The organism is Leptospira fluminis (assembly GCF_004771275.1).
Lineage (GTDB): Bacteria > Spirochaetota > Leptospiria > Leptospirales > Leptospiraceae > Leptospira_B > Leptospira_B fluminis.
Genome location: NZ_RQEV01000003.1, coordinates 483,900 through 502,305, shown reverse-complemented (window position 1 = coordinate 502,305; position 18,406 = coordinate 483,900). Strand labels below are relative to the sequence as shown.

Genomic DNA, 18,406 nt, shown 5'->3' with positions numbered 1-18,406 from the left:
GCTTTCCGGATAAGAAACGGGTTGCAAATCGGGAATAGTAAGATTCCATTGAGACGTGCGCCTAGCGGAGCCGAAGAAACGGAGGTCCGAGTGGTCAAGATAAAGATAGACGGGATCGAATACGAAGTCGATGAAAAGAAGAATCTGATTTCGGCGGCAAAAGACGTCGGTGTAGATATCCCTTTTTTCTGTTTTCATCCGAAATTATCCGTAGTGGGCATGTGCAGAATGTGCCTGATCGAAATCGAAGGAATTCCCCGTCTGCAAGTCGCATGCAATACGAAGGTCGCGGAAGGCCTTTCGATCGTTACGAATAGCCCTAGAGTAAAGGAAGCCAGAGAAGGAACGATGGAATTTCTTTTGGCCAACCACCCTCTGGATTGTCCCATCTGTGACAAGGCGGGCGAATGCCAACTCCAGGACAATTCCTTTAACTCGGGTAAAGGGAACTCCAGATTTACTTTAGAAAAGCGCAATATTCCTCAGGAAGAGATCGGCACCAACCTTATCATCAATCACAATCGTTGCATAGTCTGTTACCGGTGCGTACGATTCGAAGAGGAAATGATAGGGGAATCCAATCTCGGCCTCTTTGAGCGGGGTCATCATTCCATTATAGGTTTGGCAAAAGAGGAACCCATCTCCCATAATTACCAGGGAGCGCTTGCCGACATTTGCCCTGTCGGAGCCCTATTGAACGATAAGACATTATTCAAATCTAGGGTTTGGTGGTACAAATCCGAGGAATCCGTTTGCCCCGGTTGTAGTACCGGATGCAAAACGTATACGAACGTACGGGACAATAAGATGTACCGCTATATGCCCAGGGTCGACGAAGAGAAGGACCAATATTTCCTCTGTGATAAGGGCCGCTTCGACGTAGAATGGTTGAATTCGAACCGGCTTTTCGCTTATTATAAGAACGGAGCGGTGAGCACAGGATCGGAAGTTCTCGAGGAAATCGCACTTTCGATTTCGAAGTCCGCCAAGATCGCTGTGCTAGGCGGAGCACAGGAATCCAACGAGAATCTTCAATCCATTCGATCCTCTTTGGAGAAGCTCGGAATTCCCGTCGTAACGGAAGCGAGAGTATCTGACGCCCAATACAAGGAATCGGAACAAGTGGATTTTCTTTTGACTTCGGATGAAAGACCGAATACTAAGGGGGCCGTCGAGGCGAAATTCGTTTCGAGCGCCGGTGTCGTAACTTTGCGCGAGTCGATTTCAAAAGGCGAATTCGATTTGGTCTTTGTGATCAAGGAAGACACAAAATCGGTACTGGACGGGATAAAACCGAAGACTCTCATAATCCTGGACACGAATCTGGATGCTGACATTTCCAAAGCTTCATTCGGAATTCCGATCAAAGCGTATGCGGAACAATCCGGTTCCTTTACGAATAAGAACGGTTGGAAGCAGACTTTTAAAAAGTCTATGGAACCTCCGAAAGGTCTTTTGTCTTCCGGGGAATTCTTTGGAGAAATATTGAACCGAGTCTCCGAATTGAGATCCGAAAAGGAGGCCGCCGTTGGGAACCGTTAATGTAGTAAACGTCGCGGCGAAGCATAAGCTGGCGTGGTACCAAAAACTGTATTTCTATTCGATCGGAAACGGTCTCTGGATCACGTTGAAACATTTCGTTAAGGCCGCTTTTTTAAAAGGCGCGGTCACTCTCGAGTTTCCCGAAAAAAGAAGAAAATATTCTTCCCGTTTCCGCGGAATGCACAGCATGAAACGCGACGAACAGGGACGGGAAAGATGTACGAGTTGTTTCTGTTGCATGTGGATTTGTCCTGCGGACGCGATCCATATCGAAGCCGGACATGTGACTCCCGAAATACAGCATCTTCATCCGGAGGATAAGTATGCGAAGAAATTCGAAATCGATCTGCTTCGTTGTATTTTTTGCGGTTTGTGCGAAGAAGCTTGTCCTAAAGGAGCCATTTATCTGGACGGGCCGGCGGAAATGGCTGCGGACAATCGTGAAGATTTAATCCTGACGAAGGAAAGGATGATGGAGAAAAACGGCGGGCCAATTTTGGGAGAGAGAAAGTAATCGTTTCATTTCAAGCCGTTTGATTTCGTTTCAGACTGGCCATCCAATCCTTTTGCATGGCTTTTTCCAGAAGAGGCGAATGTAACCTTTGGGAAGCGTACTCTAAACAAGCCCGAATATCTTCTCCTTCCAGTTGGGGATATTCTTGCAGGACTTCCGCCGCTCCAAAACCCAGAAAAATCCGATCCAGAATTTCCAATACCGGGATCGAAGTTCCCTTTAGAGTCGGCTTCCCGTTACAAATGGACGGGTGGGAAACGATTCTGTCTTGGAGAAAGTTTTGTTCTTCCATGTAAGCATGATAACAAATTTATCTCTTAGAATTTGCTTATAAATTTCGTGACTGAATAATTCCTTGAGGGATAAATCTCAAAACGATTCTTCCCAGTCGATACCGGGAGGAGCACAGCCTACAAGATCTCCGGCAAAATAATGGGGAAAAATATAAGCCATTTTCCCAGGTATGGGATCGGGATCCCTATAACGGAGTCCGTCGATTCGGATGCTTCCTGTTTCGTCCTGATAGATTTTAAAAGTCAGAGGAAGTCTGAAATTTCCCTTTCCGTAACGGAATTCCGCGTTGGATTTACAGGATTGAAAACAGACCGAGTACGCGTTTTCGGGATTCACACTGAAATTAGAACGGTGGCTTTGGTCCTTGCAGTTATGACTGCATTCGTCCGGATCGTCGGACTTAAAATCGAATTCGACGATCAGATGTTGATTCTCTATTTTAAAAAAACCTTCCGTTTTGGCTACGAGTTCTCCCGATCTTCGACTTTGCATCATCGCGGATGAAGGTGGAACGAGCAAGAGATGAAAACTGCTGACCTCGAGAGACAAACGTGAATCGACTCTAGGAAAAACTTTCTCCCAATTTAAACAGGTCTCTTTTTCGCTTCCCTTTAATAGAATCGGAATCGCAAAGAGAACCGTTAAAGTCGATAGTAGGATTTTCGATCTCGGGCTCATATATATGAAAAGATAAAAAGTATCCGAAATCAATATTATAATGAATCATTCGGCTCTGCGAGCAAAAAGGGCGAAAGGCGATCCGCTTTTTCCGTTTCTTAGGAATGGAATTTGATTTATTCCATCGCTTTTTTTGCTCGTTTCCCTTTGGAAGACATCCATCTGGGTTTTAATCGGGTGATCTTTTTATGAACGGGACAATTCGCGTCGTGCGCGCCCGGCAGATATCCGGTGCTTAACAAAAATTCGTTAACGATCTCGCCGCCGGTAAATCGGAAAGTCTTTTTGAACAATTTGGTCCATTCTTCCCTGGACTTGGGATGGTGGGAATCCAGCCATTCGGAAAAACTTCCGTTTTCTTTCTGAATGGAAAGAATGACATTCGCGTTGTGTATCGCCGCTTCGATTTTCAGTCTGTTTCTGATAACTCCGGAGTCGTTTAATAAGCGATCTATATCTTTCTGTTTGTATCCCGCTACTTTTCGAATCGAAAAACCGTGGTACGCTTTCCGAAAATGCTCCTTCTTTTTGAGAATGGTGGTCCAGGAAAGTCCTGCCTGATTGATCTCCAGGACCAATCGTTCGAACAGTTCGTCGTCTGTTCCAAGAGGAAAACCGTATTCGGTATCATGATAGATTCGGTGCTCCGATGCTTGGTCGTCTTTTAAGGTACGTATGTATGCACAGTAACTCATGCCTTGGAAAATCCTTTTTACGATTTCGTTCCCGCGGATTTAGTCCGATTCGAAGCGACAGTTCTTCAAGCTGATCTCTTTCCAGCTCCAGGCGCCGGGGAAGTCCGGAATCTCCTTTTCAAAAAGATCGAACGTTTTGGCGTTCGGATTCATTCTTTCGAAACTCCAAGAAAACGTTTCCACTCGCCAGCTTTTCGAACTTTGACATCCAGGAATTCCTTCATAGGAAACGGCCGAGTATATTCTTCCCGTATTGTCTCGAAACGTCACATTCTCCAAAATAGTACATGCGAAACTGGGATGATCGTATTTGAAAAAGATTTTAGTGTTCGTTTTGCTAAGGCAAAGTCGGATCAAGCGAAGATCTCCTTGCGATCTGTCGTCTAACTCGCAGCAGGAAATCTTTTCCATATTTTTGCCGGATCGATTCCGTTCCGTTTTTTCCTTTTCCCGTTTTTGCGGAGCGGTAGGAATCAATGCTAAGGCGAAACTTATAGGAAGAAGGGATAAAGATAGGACTAAGATAAATTTTTTACTCAGCATATTAATCTTTTAACTTGAATCCTTTTCGAATCCAAAGCGCCAAATCCACGACCGCATTTTTAGCCTCCGGGACACTAGCTCCTAAGTTTAGAAACCCGTGAATCAATCCTTCCAATACTTTCGCTTCCACGGAGATTTTCGCTTTTCTAAGCCTTTCCACATAGGCAAATCCTTCGTCCTGAAGAGGATCGAATCCTGCGATTTGAATGTACGTAGGCGGGGTCCCCGTCAGGGAAGTTCGGTTTACAGGATTTGCTAAAACGTCTTGGCAATCCTTGTCGTTCTGAAAGGTATGCTTTTTAAAATATCTTAAAAGGTCTCGTGTCAGACCGTATCCGGTCGCGAACTCCTCCACGCTTTTTCTTTCCTGGGCTAAGTCCAACCAGGGATACAATAGCAATTGAAAATTCGGAGGAGTTAATCCTTCTTTTTTTGCATTCGCATAAACGGAGGCTGCAAGATTTCCTCCGGCGGAATCTCCTCCGACTGCAATCATCCTGGTATCCAACCCCATAGCTTTGCCTTGCTTGCGAGCCCAGGAATAAGCGGAATATGCGTCTTCCCAAGCTGCCGGAAAAGGATGCTCGGGGGCCAGTCGATAATCGACGGATAAAATCGCGCATTTAGACAAACCGCTTAAGTAGCGCAGAGGAAGATCATGAGTTTCTAAATTACCGATTACGAATCCTCCACCGTGATAGTAAACCAAGCAAGGAAGAGGTTCCGAAGTAGGATAGGGAGAATACAAACGAACAGGAATTCGGCCCGCGATTCCCGGAATCGTAAAATTCTCCACACGTGGGAGTTCTACTTTAGGAAAATCGAATAAATTTAGAATATAGGCGAATAATTTTCGGGCCTTCTCCGGAGGAAGAGATTCCAATTTCGGCTTAGTTTTGGCTAGGAGGAGGATCGTCCGAAGTTTTGGATCCAACGACCGTTCCCGCTTTCGGTCCTCGCCGAAAATCCGGACGACTTCGTTCGGAACCGCTAAAAGAGAACGGGCTGCCGCCGTTTCAAGTCTTTGCCATAGCACTTTTTTTGCTTTGCCCCGTAGGTTTTTTCCCTTTCCGAACAGCGGAACCCGCAGAGGAACGAAATTGCGCTTTCGCTTTTATCGGAAGTTCGTTTCCGGATTTTAAAGCACGGTTCTTTCCCGCTTTCAATTCTTTTTGCATATAATAGAGAAAATCTTCGAAATCGACCTGCATAGTGTGTCGAGCGGAGGCAACATACCGTTTGCGCATCGCGGATTCGTACTTTTCGATCTGGTTTTGCATTTCCTGGATCGACGGGAGTCGATAATTTCCGGTCAGATATTCCGCGATCCATTTTCCTTGGAATTCCGCTAAAGGCATGATCGCACCGAGAGGTTGATATAGACCGATAAAGAAAAGATTGTTCGATCCGGGCTTAAAAGTTCTATGAAACAACGGAAGGTGGTTGTTTTCCACGGAAATGAAATTCGGATCGAAGAACGGAAATCGGACGTTGTATCCGGTGCAGTAGATAACGGCGTCCGCTTCCTCTTCGGAATTGTCCTCGAATCGAATCACATTTCCTTTAAATTCTTTTATAACGGGTTTATAAACGATATCCCCTCTTCCTAAGCGCACAAGAATGTCTTGGGATATCGTCGGGTGTGCTTCTCCAGGTTCGTGATCGGGTTTAGGCAGGCCGAAGTCCTGCATATTTCCTACCCCCAATCGTAAAATAAAGCCTACTAAAGCCCTTTTGATCCAAAACGGCGTTCCGGGCGGAATGAGTTGCGTAGATTTGTCTAGAGGTTTTCCGAATAGATAATTCGGTATGATCCAGGCGCCTCTTCTGGAACTTAGGAAAACTTTCTCCGAGACTCCGGGGCGACTCAATTCGACGGAAATGTCCATGGCGCTATTACCCATACCGAGCACTACCACCCGTTTGCCGGTCAGTTTTACGGGCTTCTCCGGGTCCACATAGTCGTGCGAATGGATGATTTTTCCGCTGAATTTTCCCGGAAAATTCGGCTCCGGCCAACGGGGAGACCAGTGGTGTCCGTTCGCAACTATAACCGCATCATAATATTCTCTGATTCCCTTCTCCGTCGTAACGAGATAAGTCCCGTCTTCCTGAGGTTCGACTTTCGCCACTCCGTTTTTGAAGAGGATGTTCTTCCGAAGTCCGAAATGATCCACGTAGTCGGAAAAGTATTTTTGAATCGGTTCGTGGTTCGGATAATCCGGATACCATTTCGGCATCGGATAATCCTTATATTCCATTCTATCCCGATGAGTGTTGATGTGTAAGGATTTGTATATGTTACTGATTCCGTTGTCGTTATTGAAACGCCAGTTTCCGCCTATATCGCTCCCCTTTTCGTAGCAATCGAAAGGAATACCTTTGTCTTGTAGAGATTTGCAGACGGTGATTCCGCTGGAACCGGCTCCGATAACGCAAACTTTAGGTAAATCAACCATGGGCCGTCTCCAATTCTTATACAATACCGATCAGTAAGAGGGAGACTAGAGTGAATACGCCTCAAATCGAAGGTCAAGTAGGAAAAACGATTCGAACGGACAGAACTTCGCGGAGAATTTCTCCGACTAAAAAAAGAACAAACGTTCACTCTTCGCGCTTTTTCAGATCCGAATCGTATATCCTATATTATAGAAAAATATAAAATGCACGATATGCTGCTGTTGGTAATGTTCTATCAGTCCTCTTCTTACGAATTCGTTCGGTGAAATGGAAGAAAGATAATTCACTATGAATTGGTTCTTATATCCGTATACTTTGGAAGGATCCGTCGTTTTTCCATCGTTCGGATTCGTATCGGGATAAACGCCGGCGCTAGGCGTATATAACTCGTTGTCCACTAAGGCTGGAGTCGCACGGTACATCGCGTTTAGCGCGAAGAAGAACTTTCCGTAATCGAACTGCAATCTCGGACTGACGTCGCTGAACCCTTTTTTTCTGTCTATATTGTCGTTAACGTCAGCGTATCCGATGACCAAGCTCGGGGTGATTCGAAACGTCTCTCCTTTAAAGAATTCGTGACTCAAGGAAAGTCGATAGTTATGAGTTCCCTGAAATACGCCGCCGTAATCGTTCAACATTTTGTTGTTCGCCGAAAATTGAGGATTCAACCATTGTAGAAAAGGAGGTCTCCATCCTATGACCCAGTATCCCCGCATCACGTATATGGGATCGTTCGCGTTTATAAATAGGAAACCGGCGGAAAAAGCGCCCATCTTCGTTTCGTGCTCGTACATCGCACGAGTAAAAAGATAATCAAAGAGTCCGTTTTTTTCCTTTCTGGTTTTTACCTGATTCGGATCGTATTGTAAAGTTCCTGTGGCCAAAGATTGGTTGATCAGATAGGATTGGTCCGGCCCGCCGGGCGTGGATTGGAAACGATTGTCCGCGTCAGTATTGGACCGATCGACTAACGGATCCATGACGGTTAAGCCGAGTTTGAATTGTTTCGGCAGACCTAATAGGTCTACGCTAGTGGTCATAAAGTAAGCTTGATAAAAATCCTTGTACTTCGTCCCGTTTCGTCTTGCCTGTCGTTCGCCGAATAGATCCACGCCTTGAAACGCGCCGTCGTTCGAAACGGATTGGGAAAGAAGAAAAGAATGTTCCGGTAGGGATTCCGCGGGTGAATCTTTTTTTACCGCTCCAGTCGGAACACTCTCGTCGGTGGTGAATTCCGCAGGACCTTCCTTTGCATCCGGAGTGATTTGTTTGATTCGGTCTTTACGGATTCGGTAGACGACTCCGTCTTTATCGACGATTTCGATTTCCGTTTCCGTCTCTTTTTCGACGGTTACTCGTTCGAAACTACGACCGCCTGTAGTCAGAACCGTAACCGCGTCCAGATCGACCACGAAGGGCGTGAAGAAAAATAATGCGATGAATAAACGCCGATGTTTTTTTCTCATAATACCACCCTTTTGCCGAGTGATTCAGAATTCAATTCAGATAATTAAGTTAGTTAACTATTAATTATTAAAATAATTCCCTTTTTTTAATGATTTTGGGGAAAAAAATTTAACTTTTTTTCCGAACTATAGTCAAATCAGTTCTCGAATCCACTACTAGAAAGGAATATTCGCATTTCTTATGAACGATCCTAGTTTAGCTTGTACTTCGCTTTTTAGGACTTCCTCCTTTTACGCAGGCCATTGGCAATCTTCCGAGAAAAGGATCCGAGTTATAGATCCTGCAAGCGGGGAAGAAATCGGAACGGTTCCGAATCTTTCGGGAGAAGAGACTCGAAAGGCGATCGAGTTTGCGGATGCGGAACAAAGACGATGGGCAAAAACGACGGGAAAGTATAGGGCCAAACTTTTAAGAAATTGGGCGGATCTCATGCTTCTCCATAAGGAAGACCTTGCAAAGATCATGACCTGGGAACAGGGAAAACCTCTTTCGGAATCCATGGGAGAAATCGAATATGCGGCCTCCTTTTTGGAATGGTTCGGAGAGGAAGCTAAGAGAACCTATGGAGATGTAATTCCTTCGCACCGACAGGAATTACGTTTGCTTGCTTTGCGGGAACCTGTCGGAGTCTCCGCAATTTTAACTCCGTGGAATTTTCCGAGTGCTATGATTACGAGGAAAGCCGGGCCGGCTTTAGCGGCGGGATGCGTTGTGATTGCGAAACCGTCGGAGCTCACCCCTTTTTCCGCACTTGCCCTCGCCGTTCTGGCTCAAGAAGCGGGGTTTCCTTCCGGAGCATTCCAAGTTTTGACGGGAGAACCCGAACCGATCGCGAATGAATTTTTAGAGAGTTCTCTCGTACGAAAAATTAGTTTTACGGGTTCCACAAGAGTAGGGAAGATACTTTTGGAAAAGGCCGCCAAAAGCGTTAAGCGGATCTCTTTAGAATTAGGAGGTAACGCTCCGTTCGTCGTATTTTCGGACGCGGATTTAAAAGAAGCTGTAAAAGGAGCGATGCTGTCCAAATTTCGAAACACCGGCCAGACCTGCGTATGCGCTAACAGATTTCTGGTGGAACAATCCGTTCTTCCCGAATTCTCCGCGCGACTGGTCGAAGCCGTTTCGAAATTGAAAGTGGGTAACGGCTTTGACGAAGGCGTGCAACAAGGACCTTTAATCAACTCTCTTGGTTTCGCGAAATTGAGAAGACATATCGAAGATGCCCGTTCTCGCGGAGGAAAAATTCTTACCGGAGGAAAGCCTCATTCCCTTGGCGGAAATTTTCACGAACCTACCGTAATTACCGGTGTGTCCGAGGATTCGCTTTGTTTCCAAGAAGAAACATTCGGTCCCTTAGCCCCGATTCTCGGCTTTAAAACGGAGGAAGATGCGGTTCGGATCGTTAATTCGGGTAAAACGGGTCTCGCGTCCTATTTCTATACTACGGATCCGGCAAGAATCTGGAGGTTCAGCGAATCCATAGAGGCGGGAATGGTTTCCATAAACGAGGGGTTGCTTTCCACCGAGCAAGTTCCTTTCGGAGGAGTGAAAGAATCCGGGATCGGTCGCGAAGGATCTAGATACGGAATAGAAGAATACCAGGAGCTGAAGTATCTCTGCTGGGGAGGTCAGGATCCGCTTGCCGATTCATTTTAGAACTAGTTAAAATTATAGAAAACTGTTGCTTTTTTCCGGGAATATTCGTCATTTATTTAGAATTCTTTTGACATAAAGATTACGGAACCTCTTTGACTACGCCGAGAAAACCGTTAGGCGGCCTGGTCTGTTTGCGGTCTTAGGCAAAAACTATTTTCCTTGACGCGAGTTGTTTTGATCGAATCCTTCTCAGACCGCCTTTTTTATGGATCATATATATCTTAACTTCTATTTTTTCGGTTCCTTGCTAGCGTCTTTATTTGCGCTTTATGTTTCGCTGTTCTTTCTTACGATCAAGGATAGAAGTAAGGCCGCTTTTCATTTAGGGTTGTCCGCCTTATCCACGTTCGTTTTTCATTTAGGTTACGCGATCGGCTTCATATCGTACGACGAGTGGTCGATATTACATCGTTGGATCGTTATTCCTACGCCTATGATAGGCTATACGCAACTCCTGATTTTTTTCTTCTATTTTCCCCAACCGAAAAAGGTGAAACTAGGATTGTCCGTATATGCTGCCTCATACTTAGGCGTCGCAATAATGGCGGGTTACTACATAGTCGCGTCTATGCAATCCGTTCGAACCTTCGTAATGGGAAGCCATTATTGGGATTTTGAGACACATCAGTTCTATAAGATATTTTCTTTAGCCGTTCTGACATATAACCTAGCATTCCTGATCGCCGGGATTTGGAGAGCGGTCAGCGAGAAGGGAAGAGAGCGCAGGTCCGTCATATATATCATACTTTCATACTGCGTCATAACTATCTTTCCAGGAGTGGCAAACGCTCTGAGTCGGGACGGATCCATTTCCCGCGCCCTTTACCAACAGGTGGCGGACCTGGGTCTCGTTACTGGATTGTTCCTGATATTGGTAGTGTACGTAAATACCACGAAGGAACGTACCACCATTCTCAGTAGGATCGTCGGAATCACGATGGCTACTTTCCTTTTGGTATTTCAACTTGTAGGGTATGCGATTCTGAACGGTTACGAATCCTCTTTCGATCAGATCAAGATCCGGGAATCGAAATTGGTGGTGATGGAAGGAGAAAAGCCTTCCGGTTTTGCGTACGAAATTTCCTACGATCCCGCAGAAGACTCGTTCACTACGGAAAAAGGAGTGAAGGACTCCAGGTTCGTCGAGGAAGATAAGACCGAAATTCGTTTTTTTCATTTTTATAATCTGTTAACCGAATTAGGGAACCTGCCTGCCAAGAAACGTTGGGAAAAATCCAAGGAGATCATGGAAGGTTCTCCGCGAGAATTTTACGGCTATCGGGAAGCGGTTCGACAATTTTTAGCGGACAAAGGGGATAAGAGCGTTTCGGACGAGGAGATGCGTTCCCTTTTTAAGAATATTCGAAAAAAATTATCCGTTATCAGGAGCAAATTTTCCCACTTTCCGAATAAAACGGATCGCGACGCCGTCTCCAAACTGCTCCAATCGAACGAAATCGGAATTTCGGGACTTTTGGAGAAAGTGAGGAACGGAACCGACAGACAGATCTTGGACGGAAAACCCTCAGAAGAGGTAACTAAAAACCTTCTTTCCGCTTTGGCTTTGATACGGGAGCCCGGGGAAAGGATTTATCGCGGAACGAAGTTCTATAATTACGGGGAAGAAAAACCGATCTTTTACGTTTCTTATTTTTTCGTACATCCGGAAAACGGAAAAATCTACGAGGTAGGTTTCGATTACAAATCCTTGCGGGCGTTTTTACACGATCCTTCCTTGGTTTTGGTGGCCTCGCTGATCGCCGTTATTCTTATCGTTTCGATCGGATTCCGATTCTTTTTTCAATTCGCTTTGGTCGTTCCGATGAGCGAAGTGGTCGTCGGATTGACCGAGGTGAATTCGGGAAATCTAGATTATCGTCTTACTCCGCGTGTCGAGGATGAAATTGGCTTTATTGCTCGTTCTTTTAACAGGATGGCAAGGTCAATCCAAGCGGCAAGAAAACGACTAGAACAATATGCAAACGAACTTGAGGAAAAAGTAAAGGAAAGAACCAAGGAATTGGAGCAGACCCTCAACGAAGTCCGCGAGTTGAAACACCAACAGGACGGGGATTATTTCCTTACGTCTCTGCTGATCAAACCTTTAGGCGCTAATAAGGCCAACCAAGAGAACGTAAAAGTGGATTTTCTGATGGAACAGAAAAAGAAGTTCACTTTCAGGAGATATAAGGACGAGATCGGAGGGGATCTCAATATTTCGAACCATATCGATCTACAAGGTAGATCATATACGGTCTTTTTGAATGCCGACGCGATGGGAAAATCCATGCAAGGAGCCGGAGGAGCATTAGTTCTCGGCGCCGTATTCGAATCCATTATCGAAAGAACCAGAATTGTGGAATCCATGAGGACCCAATCTCCGGAGCGATGGCTCAAGAATGCGTTTACCGAACTCCATAAGGTTTTTGAGAGCTTTGACGGTTCCATGCTCGTGTCTTCCGTAGTCGGTCTGATCGACGACGAGGTTGGAATATTATATTTTATCAATGCAGAGCATCCTTGGACCGTTCTGTACCGGGACGGAATAGCTAGTTTCATCGAAGACGAGCTTATGTTCCGCAAGCTGGGAACTACCGGAATGGAAGGGAGAATTTTCATCAAAACATTCCAGCTCGAAACCGGGGACGTCATCATAGCGGGGTCCGACGGACGGGATGATATTCTTTTGGGAGTGGATGCCGAAGGAGCTCGGATCATCAACGACGACGAACGCCTTTTTTTGCGCACCGTAGAGGAGGCAAAAGGCGATTTAAAAGAGATCTACTCGGGCATATTGTCCAAGGGAAATCTTACCGACGACCTTTCGCTGATCCGTCTTTCTTTTAAGGAATCGGATCCCGAACAAAGGCGGATGGAGGAAGAGCAAAAGGAGAAGGTCAGAGATCTTTTGAAAAAGGCGAAAGAGACTTCGCAAAATAAGGAAATCGACGAGGCGATTTCCTATTTGGAACAAGCGGAATCTTTGAACAGCAGAATCCCCGAAGTAAAAAAGAATTTCGTCCGCCTGTTTTTAAAAATGAAAAATTATACGAAAGCCGCCCGTTACGCTGAGGATTATCTGAACATCAAACCGGTGGATAAGGAAATCCTGTATGTAGCGTCCTATGCTGCAAGAAAAGCGGGTCAACTCAGAAAGGCTTTGGACTTCGGGGAAAGGTTGCTTTTGAGAGAGCCGGACCATTTTAAAAACCTAATGAACCTCGCGCAAGTTTACATAGCTTTAAAGAATTACAGCCGAGCGATGGTAATGACCCAGTCCGCTCTCCGATTGGACCCGGATAACGAAGCGATTCTGAAAATCAAAGATGTGCTGCGAGCTTATACGGATAAAAAGCCGGAAGCGTAGGAAAAGCACATCTAAAGAAGCTATTCCAGACTCGGATGAATGATCACTTCTGCCTTAATGGAATTTCCTATAAAACAACTCTTATGAGAGAGTTCGTGTAGGGTCCTGAGTTCTTCCTCCGTAGGAACGTTTTCCGAAGAGAATTTGGTTTTAGGATGGATGTCGATTTTGACGATCGCAAGTTTTCCGTTTTCGTTTTTATCCAGCGTGGATATCGCAGTATCGGAATATTCTAACACCACATACTTTCTTTTGGCGGCGACCGCCAAAAAAGTTAACATGTGACAACTAGATAAGGAAGCTGCGATGATTTCCTCCGGATTCGCGTATTCCTCTCTTCCGAAAGTGGAAGCAGTGGAGGATCCTTTGATTTCCTGGCCTCCTCCGAAGCGGATGGAATGGGTTCGATCGTAAGTTTCGTACTTAAACTCTTCCGGCCCTTTTTTCCAATTTAATTGAATACGATACTCGGACATATTCTCTACTCCATGTATTTTTCATGAAACGTTAAAATGTTGTAACGTTCCTTTCTTTTGCGGCGAATTTTCCACGATCCTTCGACAAAAAAAGTGTCGCTTTCCGACCTATTTACTATTCTAAATCTCTTGTAAGTAATGTAAATAAATTACTGGAGAACGGGCGTTATGTCGAATCAAACCGGAGCCGAGAAGATTGCCGCTACAGGACCGATCACGATCAACCGGATACGATTTGGATTAATTTTTCTTTATTTTGCCTCGATTGCGATCGGATATAAGCTTAGCACGACGACTCAGAACGCGATGTACATTGCCGGTACTTCCGCCATGGTTCTATATACTGTTTATTCTTTCTATAAGAACCGATTCGGTGGTGGAGTTTCCCCGGTTTTAGGAAAAGCCTTCGTATTAATAGACGTGGCAGTGCTAACGTTGGTGATGATAGGCGCCACATCGGAAGACCCCAAACGCGCATCGGTCGTGGTCCGGCAAATCGTATTATTCACAATATATGTGATTTATATAATATATTCCGGGCTTCTACTATCCACCTCGTTCGTGATATGGACCGGATTTTCCTCAGTAGTCGCGCAATTGATCATCATCTTCAACGCCAAGCTAACCGGAGTGATTTTTACGGAAGATCCCAAGGTCGTGAATCTTCCCGGATACGCCCCCATCTCCGAACAGTTCACTAAAACGGCTTTTTTGGTCGTCGTAGTGTTCATCGTTCGAACCCTAATTTCCATATTTATGCGACTAAAGGATGCAGAGGAGGAAAAGTCGGCCGCCGCCGAACGTGCTCGGATGGAGCTGGAAACGGAACGGGAAAAAATGACGATCTCAGCAGGTTCTCTCCGGCGGAATTCGAAAACGCTACGGGAATTTTCGGGGGAATTATCGGAGGTGGTTAGCAGTCATGCTGCTTCTTTCGAGCAGATCAGTTCGACGATGGAGGAATTTCTGGCACAGACCGAGCATTCAGCAGGAACGGTCAGAAATCAGTTGTTACGGATAGAAGGTTTGCTCGGCGAAAGCGGTAACCTGCACGACCTGATCGAAAAAATCTCCAGCAATTCCTCGCAATTGAACAATAACATGGAGATCGTTTTATCCGCGAGTAAGGAAGTCAGCGCTTTTGTCGAAGCGCTTCGTCTATCTTTGGATTCCCTCGGAAATTCCTTTCGCTCCGTCGGGGAAGTGAATCAGATCATGTCGGACGTGGCGGATCGTACGAATTTGCTTTCCTTAAACGCGTCGATCGAAGCTGCAAGGGCCGGAATTGCGGGGAAGGGCTTTGCCGTTGTTGCCGTCGAGGTTTCCAAGTTGGCCGAAAGTAGTTCGGAAAACGCGGACCGTATCTCTAAAATCATCAAAGAAAGTACGGGGCACGTTCTGGAAGGACAGAAATCCGCTTCCACAGCGACACAAAAAGTACAGCAGCAGGAATCGTTGTTCGGTAATTTTTTGGACCGGTTCGCGCAGCTGAGCGAATTGCTGGAAAAACAAAAGACGGTTAACGATCGCTTTTTATCCAACTTGGGCGAGTTACGGAACCTTTCTTCGGACATTGAGATTGCGTCAAAAGAACAGGCCTCGGGTTCTGGCTCGATCATGCAGGCGGTTTCCGCTCTACAGAATTCCATGGATTCGCTTTTGTATAAGAGCGAACTTCTCGGTGAAACGATCCGAACTTTGGAAAAGGAAGCCGAGGTACTCGCTCTCCAGGAAAACTCGGCGAATTAAAAAGAAGGTTCCTTCGTTCGGCGTATCGTAACGATTCCGTTCACATCGCGGAAAATTTCGAAAGGAATTTCTCCTTGCATTTTCTCTTTAGCTGATTAAAACCGTGGGTCGATGTTGTTTTTCGATTCTTGGGCGATTTCCACTCTTATCTGTTGCATATTTACTCTCATCATTTTCGTCTATCTCGCTACGTTAAAAAATAAAGCGAGTTATACCGGATCTTTTTCCGTCCTGTTCTTGTTGGTCTTTCTCGTAAATTTGGGATTTTTTATCTCTGCAATATTCCCGTATCCTAAGGGTGCGTTTCATCGCATGTTGACAGGTCCCGGAGCCGCGTTTGGAACGGTTTTTCTTTGTGTGTTTTCCTATTTGTATCCTCGGAACGATCGACCGAAGGAAGCGAAAATCGTACTCGGCATTCTGTCTTCCATCTCCGTAATCGCGGTGATTTACTCGTACTATCAGATTTTAACCCACGATCCGATTTTCGATTTTCAAGGTCAGATATACACTTATCCCGCCGGTGTCGGTGGAATACTCGCGATAGTAATGATCGGTTTTTTGGTATCGATGCTCGTCATTCAGATCAGAAAAATCGTGCAAAGTTCGGGGGAAGAAAAGAAAGCCCTGATTCAAATGTCGATCGCCATAGGTGTAACCTATCTCGTACCCGTTTTTTCCAATTTACTGTTGCGGGAAGGTTATATAAAATTCCAGGTTTTCCAGCAGCTATATGTCGGTTTCATGATATTGGGTTATTTTTCCCTCACGATCGTATTCATCAATAACACGGTGGACCGGACTTCGTTTATGACAAAGATTGTCGGAATAACGGTCGTCACCAGTCTAGTCTTCGCACAAGGCTTCTCCACCGTTTTAAACGTTAGAAACGAGGCGCTCTATGATGAGATCAGCTTGAAGGAAGCCTTGACTTTTGTCTCAACGGGAAGATCGGACGGCACATCGATAGCGTACGTCGTATCGCTCGGCGGAAATTCCCAAAAAGCAAAATTACTTCACAAAAAGGAAAACTACGAACCGAATCTCGACGAATCTCTAAAGGGCATCGTTAAAAACGGAAGAGCCGGAAATTTTCTGAAAAGAATTCCCACGGTCAATCTTCCGAAATCGACGCAAAACGTTTCCAAATATGTTCCTAAATTGTCCGATTTATTCTACTCTTATTATATATCCGATATCGAAAACGACAGGATAGTTCAGGTCGCTTTTCCCTACGCTTACTATCGAACTTTCCTGGACGAAACGAATAGGTCGGTCGCATTTCTGACTTTGCTGTTGGTACTGATTATTCTGACCTTGTTTCCGGTATTTTTCAGCCGAAGTTTAGTGCGCCCGCTGAATACTTTGATTCAGGGCGTGGGGGAAGTGAACCTTGGAAATCTTTCCGTAAAAATCCCCGTACTAGTTCAGGACGAGATCGGTTTTTTGACGGATGCGTTTAACAAAATGGTCCAGAGCATTCTCGAAGGCAGGACCAAATTGGAAGAATACGCAGACACCTTGGAAGAAAAAGTGGAATCGAGAACCAAGGAAGTCACGGAAAAAATGGAGGAAATACAGTCTTTAAAAGTCCAACAAGACGGCGACTATTATCTGACTTCCCTTTTGAGTCGTCCGCTAATGACCAATTGGAATAAATCTAAGAACGTAAGTACTGCGTTCTACATCGAACAGAAAAAGAAATTCACTTTTCGTAATAAGAATTCCGAAATCGGAGGGGATATATGCATCAGCGGAAATCTCCTCTTCGGCAGCGATAAGGATCGTTGGACGGTCTTCGTTAACGGTGACGCTATGGGAAAATCCATGCAGGGAGCCGGTGGCGCCATCGTTTTGGGCACGGCGATGAACAATATCATGGCTCGCTCGGCGGGAAAAGGAAAAGCCCTGGAATCCAGTCCCGAAGATTGGATTCAGGATACGTATCGGGAACTTGACGATATATTCAGGACTTTCGACGGAGTGATGATGGCGTCCGTCGTACTAGGACTTATCAACGAACGTACCGGAAGGATGTTATATTTCAACGCCGAACATCCTTGGACGGTACTGTTTCGGGACGGAAAATCCTCCTTTTTGGAAACGGAACTGACCTTAAGAAAACTAGGCTCCCCTTCCGAAATGAGTTTTAAGATTTTAGAATATATTTTGAAGCCCGGAGACGTGATATATGTGGGTTCGGACGGAAGGGACGATATAAACGTGGCTCAAGGAAATTCCTCCTGGACCATGAACGAGGACGAAACGATGTTTTTAAAGGCGGTAGAATCCTCTCAAGCGGATCTGGACGGAGTCGTGAATTATATCCATGGGCTCGGTATATTGACAGACGATCTTTCTCTGATAAGGATCGGCTTTCAGGAGACTGTGGTGACGACGACTTCGGAGTCTAAACGCAAATACGGGGATTCGGCGATCCGAAAATTTTCGGAAGCCAGAGAACTGCTACAACAGGACGAAATCTCCACTGCTGTCGTTCTTTTAGAAGAGACGATCAAGTCGGAACCCGATTTTAAGGAAGCGATCCGACTTCTCGGACAGATCTATTACGACCAAAAGGATTACGAAAAAGCGGCGAGTCTTTTCGAAGAATACGTAAAGCTTGATCCGGATTCGCCGAACATCTGGTTTTTACTTTCGATCTGTCAAAAATATCTGAAAAATTATTCTCAGGCAAGCATATCGGCGGAAAAGGTTCGATACTCCCAACCTCAGAGACTCGCGAATCTAGTGAATCTTACGGACAACTATCGACTTTTGGGTCGTTGGGAAGAGGCAAGATCCACTCTTCTCGCCGCGCAAATTATCGACAAGGAAAGTCCCGGAGTCAAGAAACTGGACGAGCTTCTCAAATCCAAAGGCTACTGAGGAATTTTAGGTTGTGAAATGGGCCTTTTTGCAATGTGCTGTCAAAAGGACCCTCTAGGACGCCGGTTCGACTCGT

The 18,406-nt window shown here is 45.5% G+C and carries 14 protein-coding genes; 6 read left to right on the top strand and 8 right to left on the bottom strand.

What is annotated here, in order from left to right:
* Positions 1-90 precede the first annotated feature (90 nt).
* A complete protein-coding gene (locus EHO61_RS04200) occupies positions 91-1,542 on the top strand; it encodes an NADH-quinone oxidoreductase subunit G (protein ID WP_135812579.1) in 1,452 nt (483 codons plus the stop codon).
* Positions 1,529-2,056, top strand: a complete 528-nt coding sequence (locus tag EHO61_RS04195; RefSeq protein ID WP_135812357.1) for a NuoI/complex I 23 kDa subunit family protein — start codon at positions 1,529-1,531, stop codon at positions 2,054-2,056. The genes EHO61_RS04200 and EHO61_RS04195 overlap by 14 nt, the downstream gene beginning before the upstream one ends.
* Before the next feature lie 10 nt (positions 2,057-2,066).
* Here EHO61_RS04195 and EHO61_RS04190 read toward each other — a convergent pair whose 3' ends face one another.
* From EHO61_RS04190 to EHO61_RS04160, 7 genes are all read right to left on the bottom strand, one after another.
* Positions 2,067-2,348 (bottom strand): DUF433 domain-containing protein, encoded by a 282-nt coding sequence (locus EHO61_RS04190; protein ID WP_135812356.1) that lies wholly within the window; start codon positions 2,346-2,348, stop codon positions 2,067-2,069.
* Positions 2,349-2,425: 77 nt separating this feature from the next.
* A complete protein-coding gene (locus tag EHO61_RS04185) occupies positions 2,426-3,028 on the bottom strand; it encodes a hypothetical protein (protein ID WP_135812355.1) in 603 nt (200 codons plus the stop codon).
* Between the two features lie 116 nt (positions 3,029-3,144).
* Positions 3,145-3,723, bottom strand: coding sequence for a DNA-3-methyladenine glycosylase I (locus EHO61_RS04180; RefSeq protein WP_135812354.1), 579 nt, complete (start codon positions 3,721-3,723; stop codon positions 3,145-3,147).
* A gap of 39 nt (positions 3,724-3,762) precedes the next feature.
* Positions 3,763-4,266 (bottom strand): hypothetical protein, encoded by a 504-nt coding sequence (locus EHO61_RS04175; RefSeq protein WP_135812353.1) that lies wholly within the window; start codon positions 4,264-4,266, stop codon positions 3,763-3,765.
* Position 4,267: 1 nt separating this feature from the next.
* A complete protein-coding gene (locus EHO61_RS04170; RefSeq protein WP_342776041.1) occupies positions 4,268-5,200 on the bottom strand; it encodes an alpha/beta hydrolase in 933 nt (310 codons plus the stop codon).
* An 82-nt stretch (positions 5,201-5,282) separates the two neighbouring features.
* Positions 5,283-6,725, bottom strand: coding sequence for a flavin-containing monooxygenase (locus tag EHO61_RS04165; protein ID WP_135812351.1), 1,443 nt, complete (start codon positions 6,723-6,725; stop codon positions 5,283-5,285).
* 162 nt (positions 6,726-6,887) lie between these two features.
* Positions 6,888-8,192: a hypothetical protein gene (locus EHO61_RS04160; RefSeq protein WP_135812350.1), complete on the bottom strand. Its 1,305-nt coding sequence runs from the start codon at positions 8,190-8,192 to the stop codon at positions 6,888-6,890.
* A 181-nt stretch (positions 8,193-8,373) separates the two neighbouring features.
* On the opposite strand from EHO61_RS04160, the gene EHO61_RS04155 reads away from it, so the two are divergent.
* A complete protein-coding gene (locus EHO61_RS04155) occupies positions 8,374-9,849 on the top strand; it encodes an NAD-dependent succinate-semialdehyde dehydrogenase (protein WP_135812349.1) in 1,476 nt (491 codons plus the stop codon).
* A gap of 205 nt (positions 9,850-10,054) precedes the next feature.
* Positions 10,055-13,216, top strand: coding sequence for a SpoIIE family protein phosphatase (locus EHO61_RS04150; RefSeq protein WP_135812348.1), 3,162 nt, complete (start codon positions 10,055-10,057; stop codon positions 13,214-13,216).
* A gap of 20 nt (positions 13,217-13,236) precedes the next feature.
* Here EHO61_RS04150 and EHO61_RS04145 read toward each other — a convergent pair whose 3' ends face one another.
* Positions 13,237-13,692, bottom strand: a complete 456-nt coding sequence (locus EHO61_RS04145; RefSeq protein WP_135812347.1) for an OsmC family protein — start codon at positions 13,690-13,692, stop codon at positions 13,237-13,239.
* A gap of 168 nt (positions 13,693-13,860) precedes the next feature.
* Between EHO61_RS04145 and EHO61_RS04140 the strand changes: the two genes are divergently transcribed.
* Entirely contained in the window at positions 13,861-15,441 is a 1,581-nt protein-coding gene (locus EHO61_RS04140; protein ID WP_135812346.1) for a methyl-accepting chemotaxis protein, read from the top strand.
* 111 nt (positions 15,442-15,552) lie between these two features.
* Complete coding sequence (locus EHO61_RS04135; RefSeq protein ID WP_135812345.1) at positions 15,553-18,330, top strand: SpoIIE family protein phosphatase; 2,778 nt, start codon at positions 15,553-15,555, stop codon at positions 18,328-18,330.
* Positions 18,331-18,406: the final 76 nt, after the last annotated feature.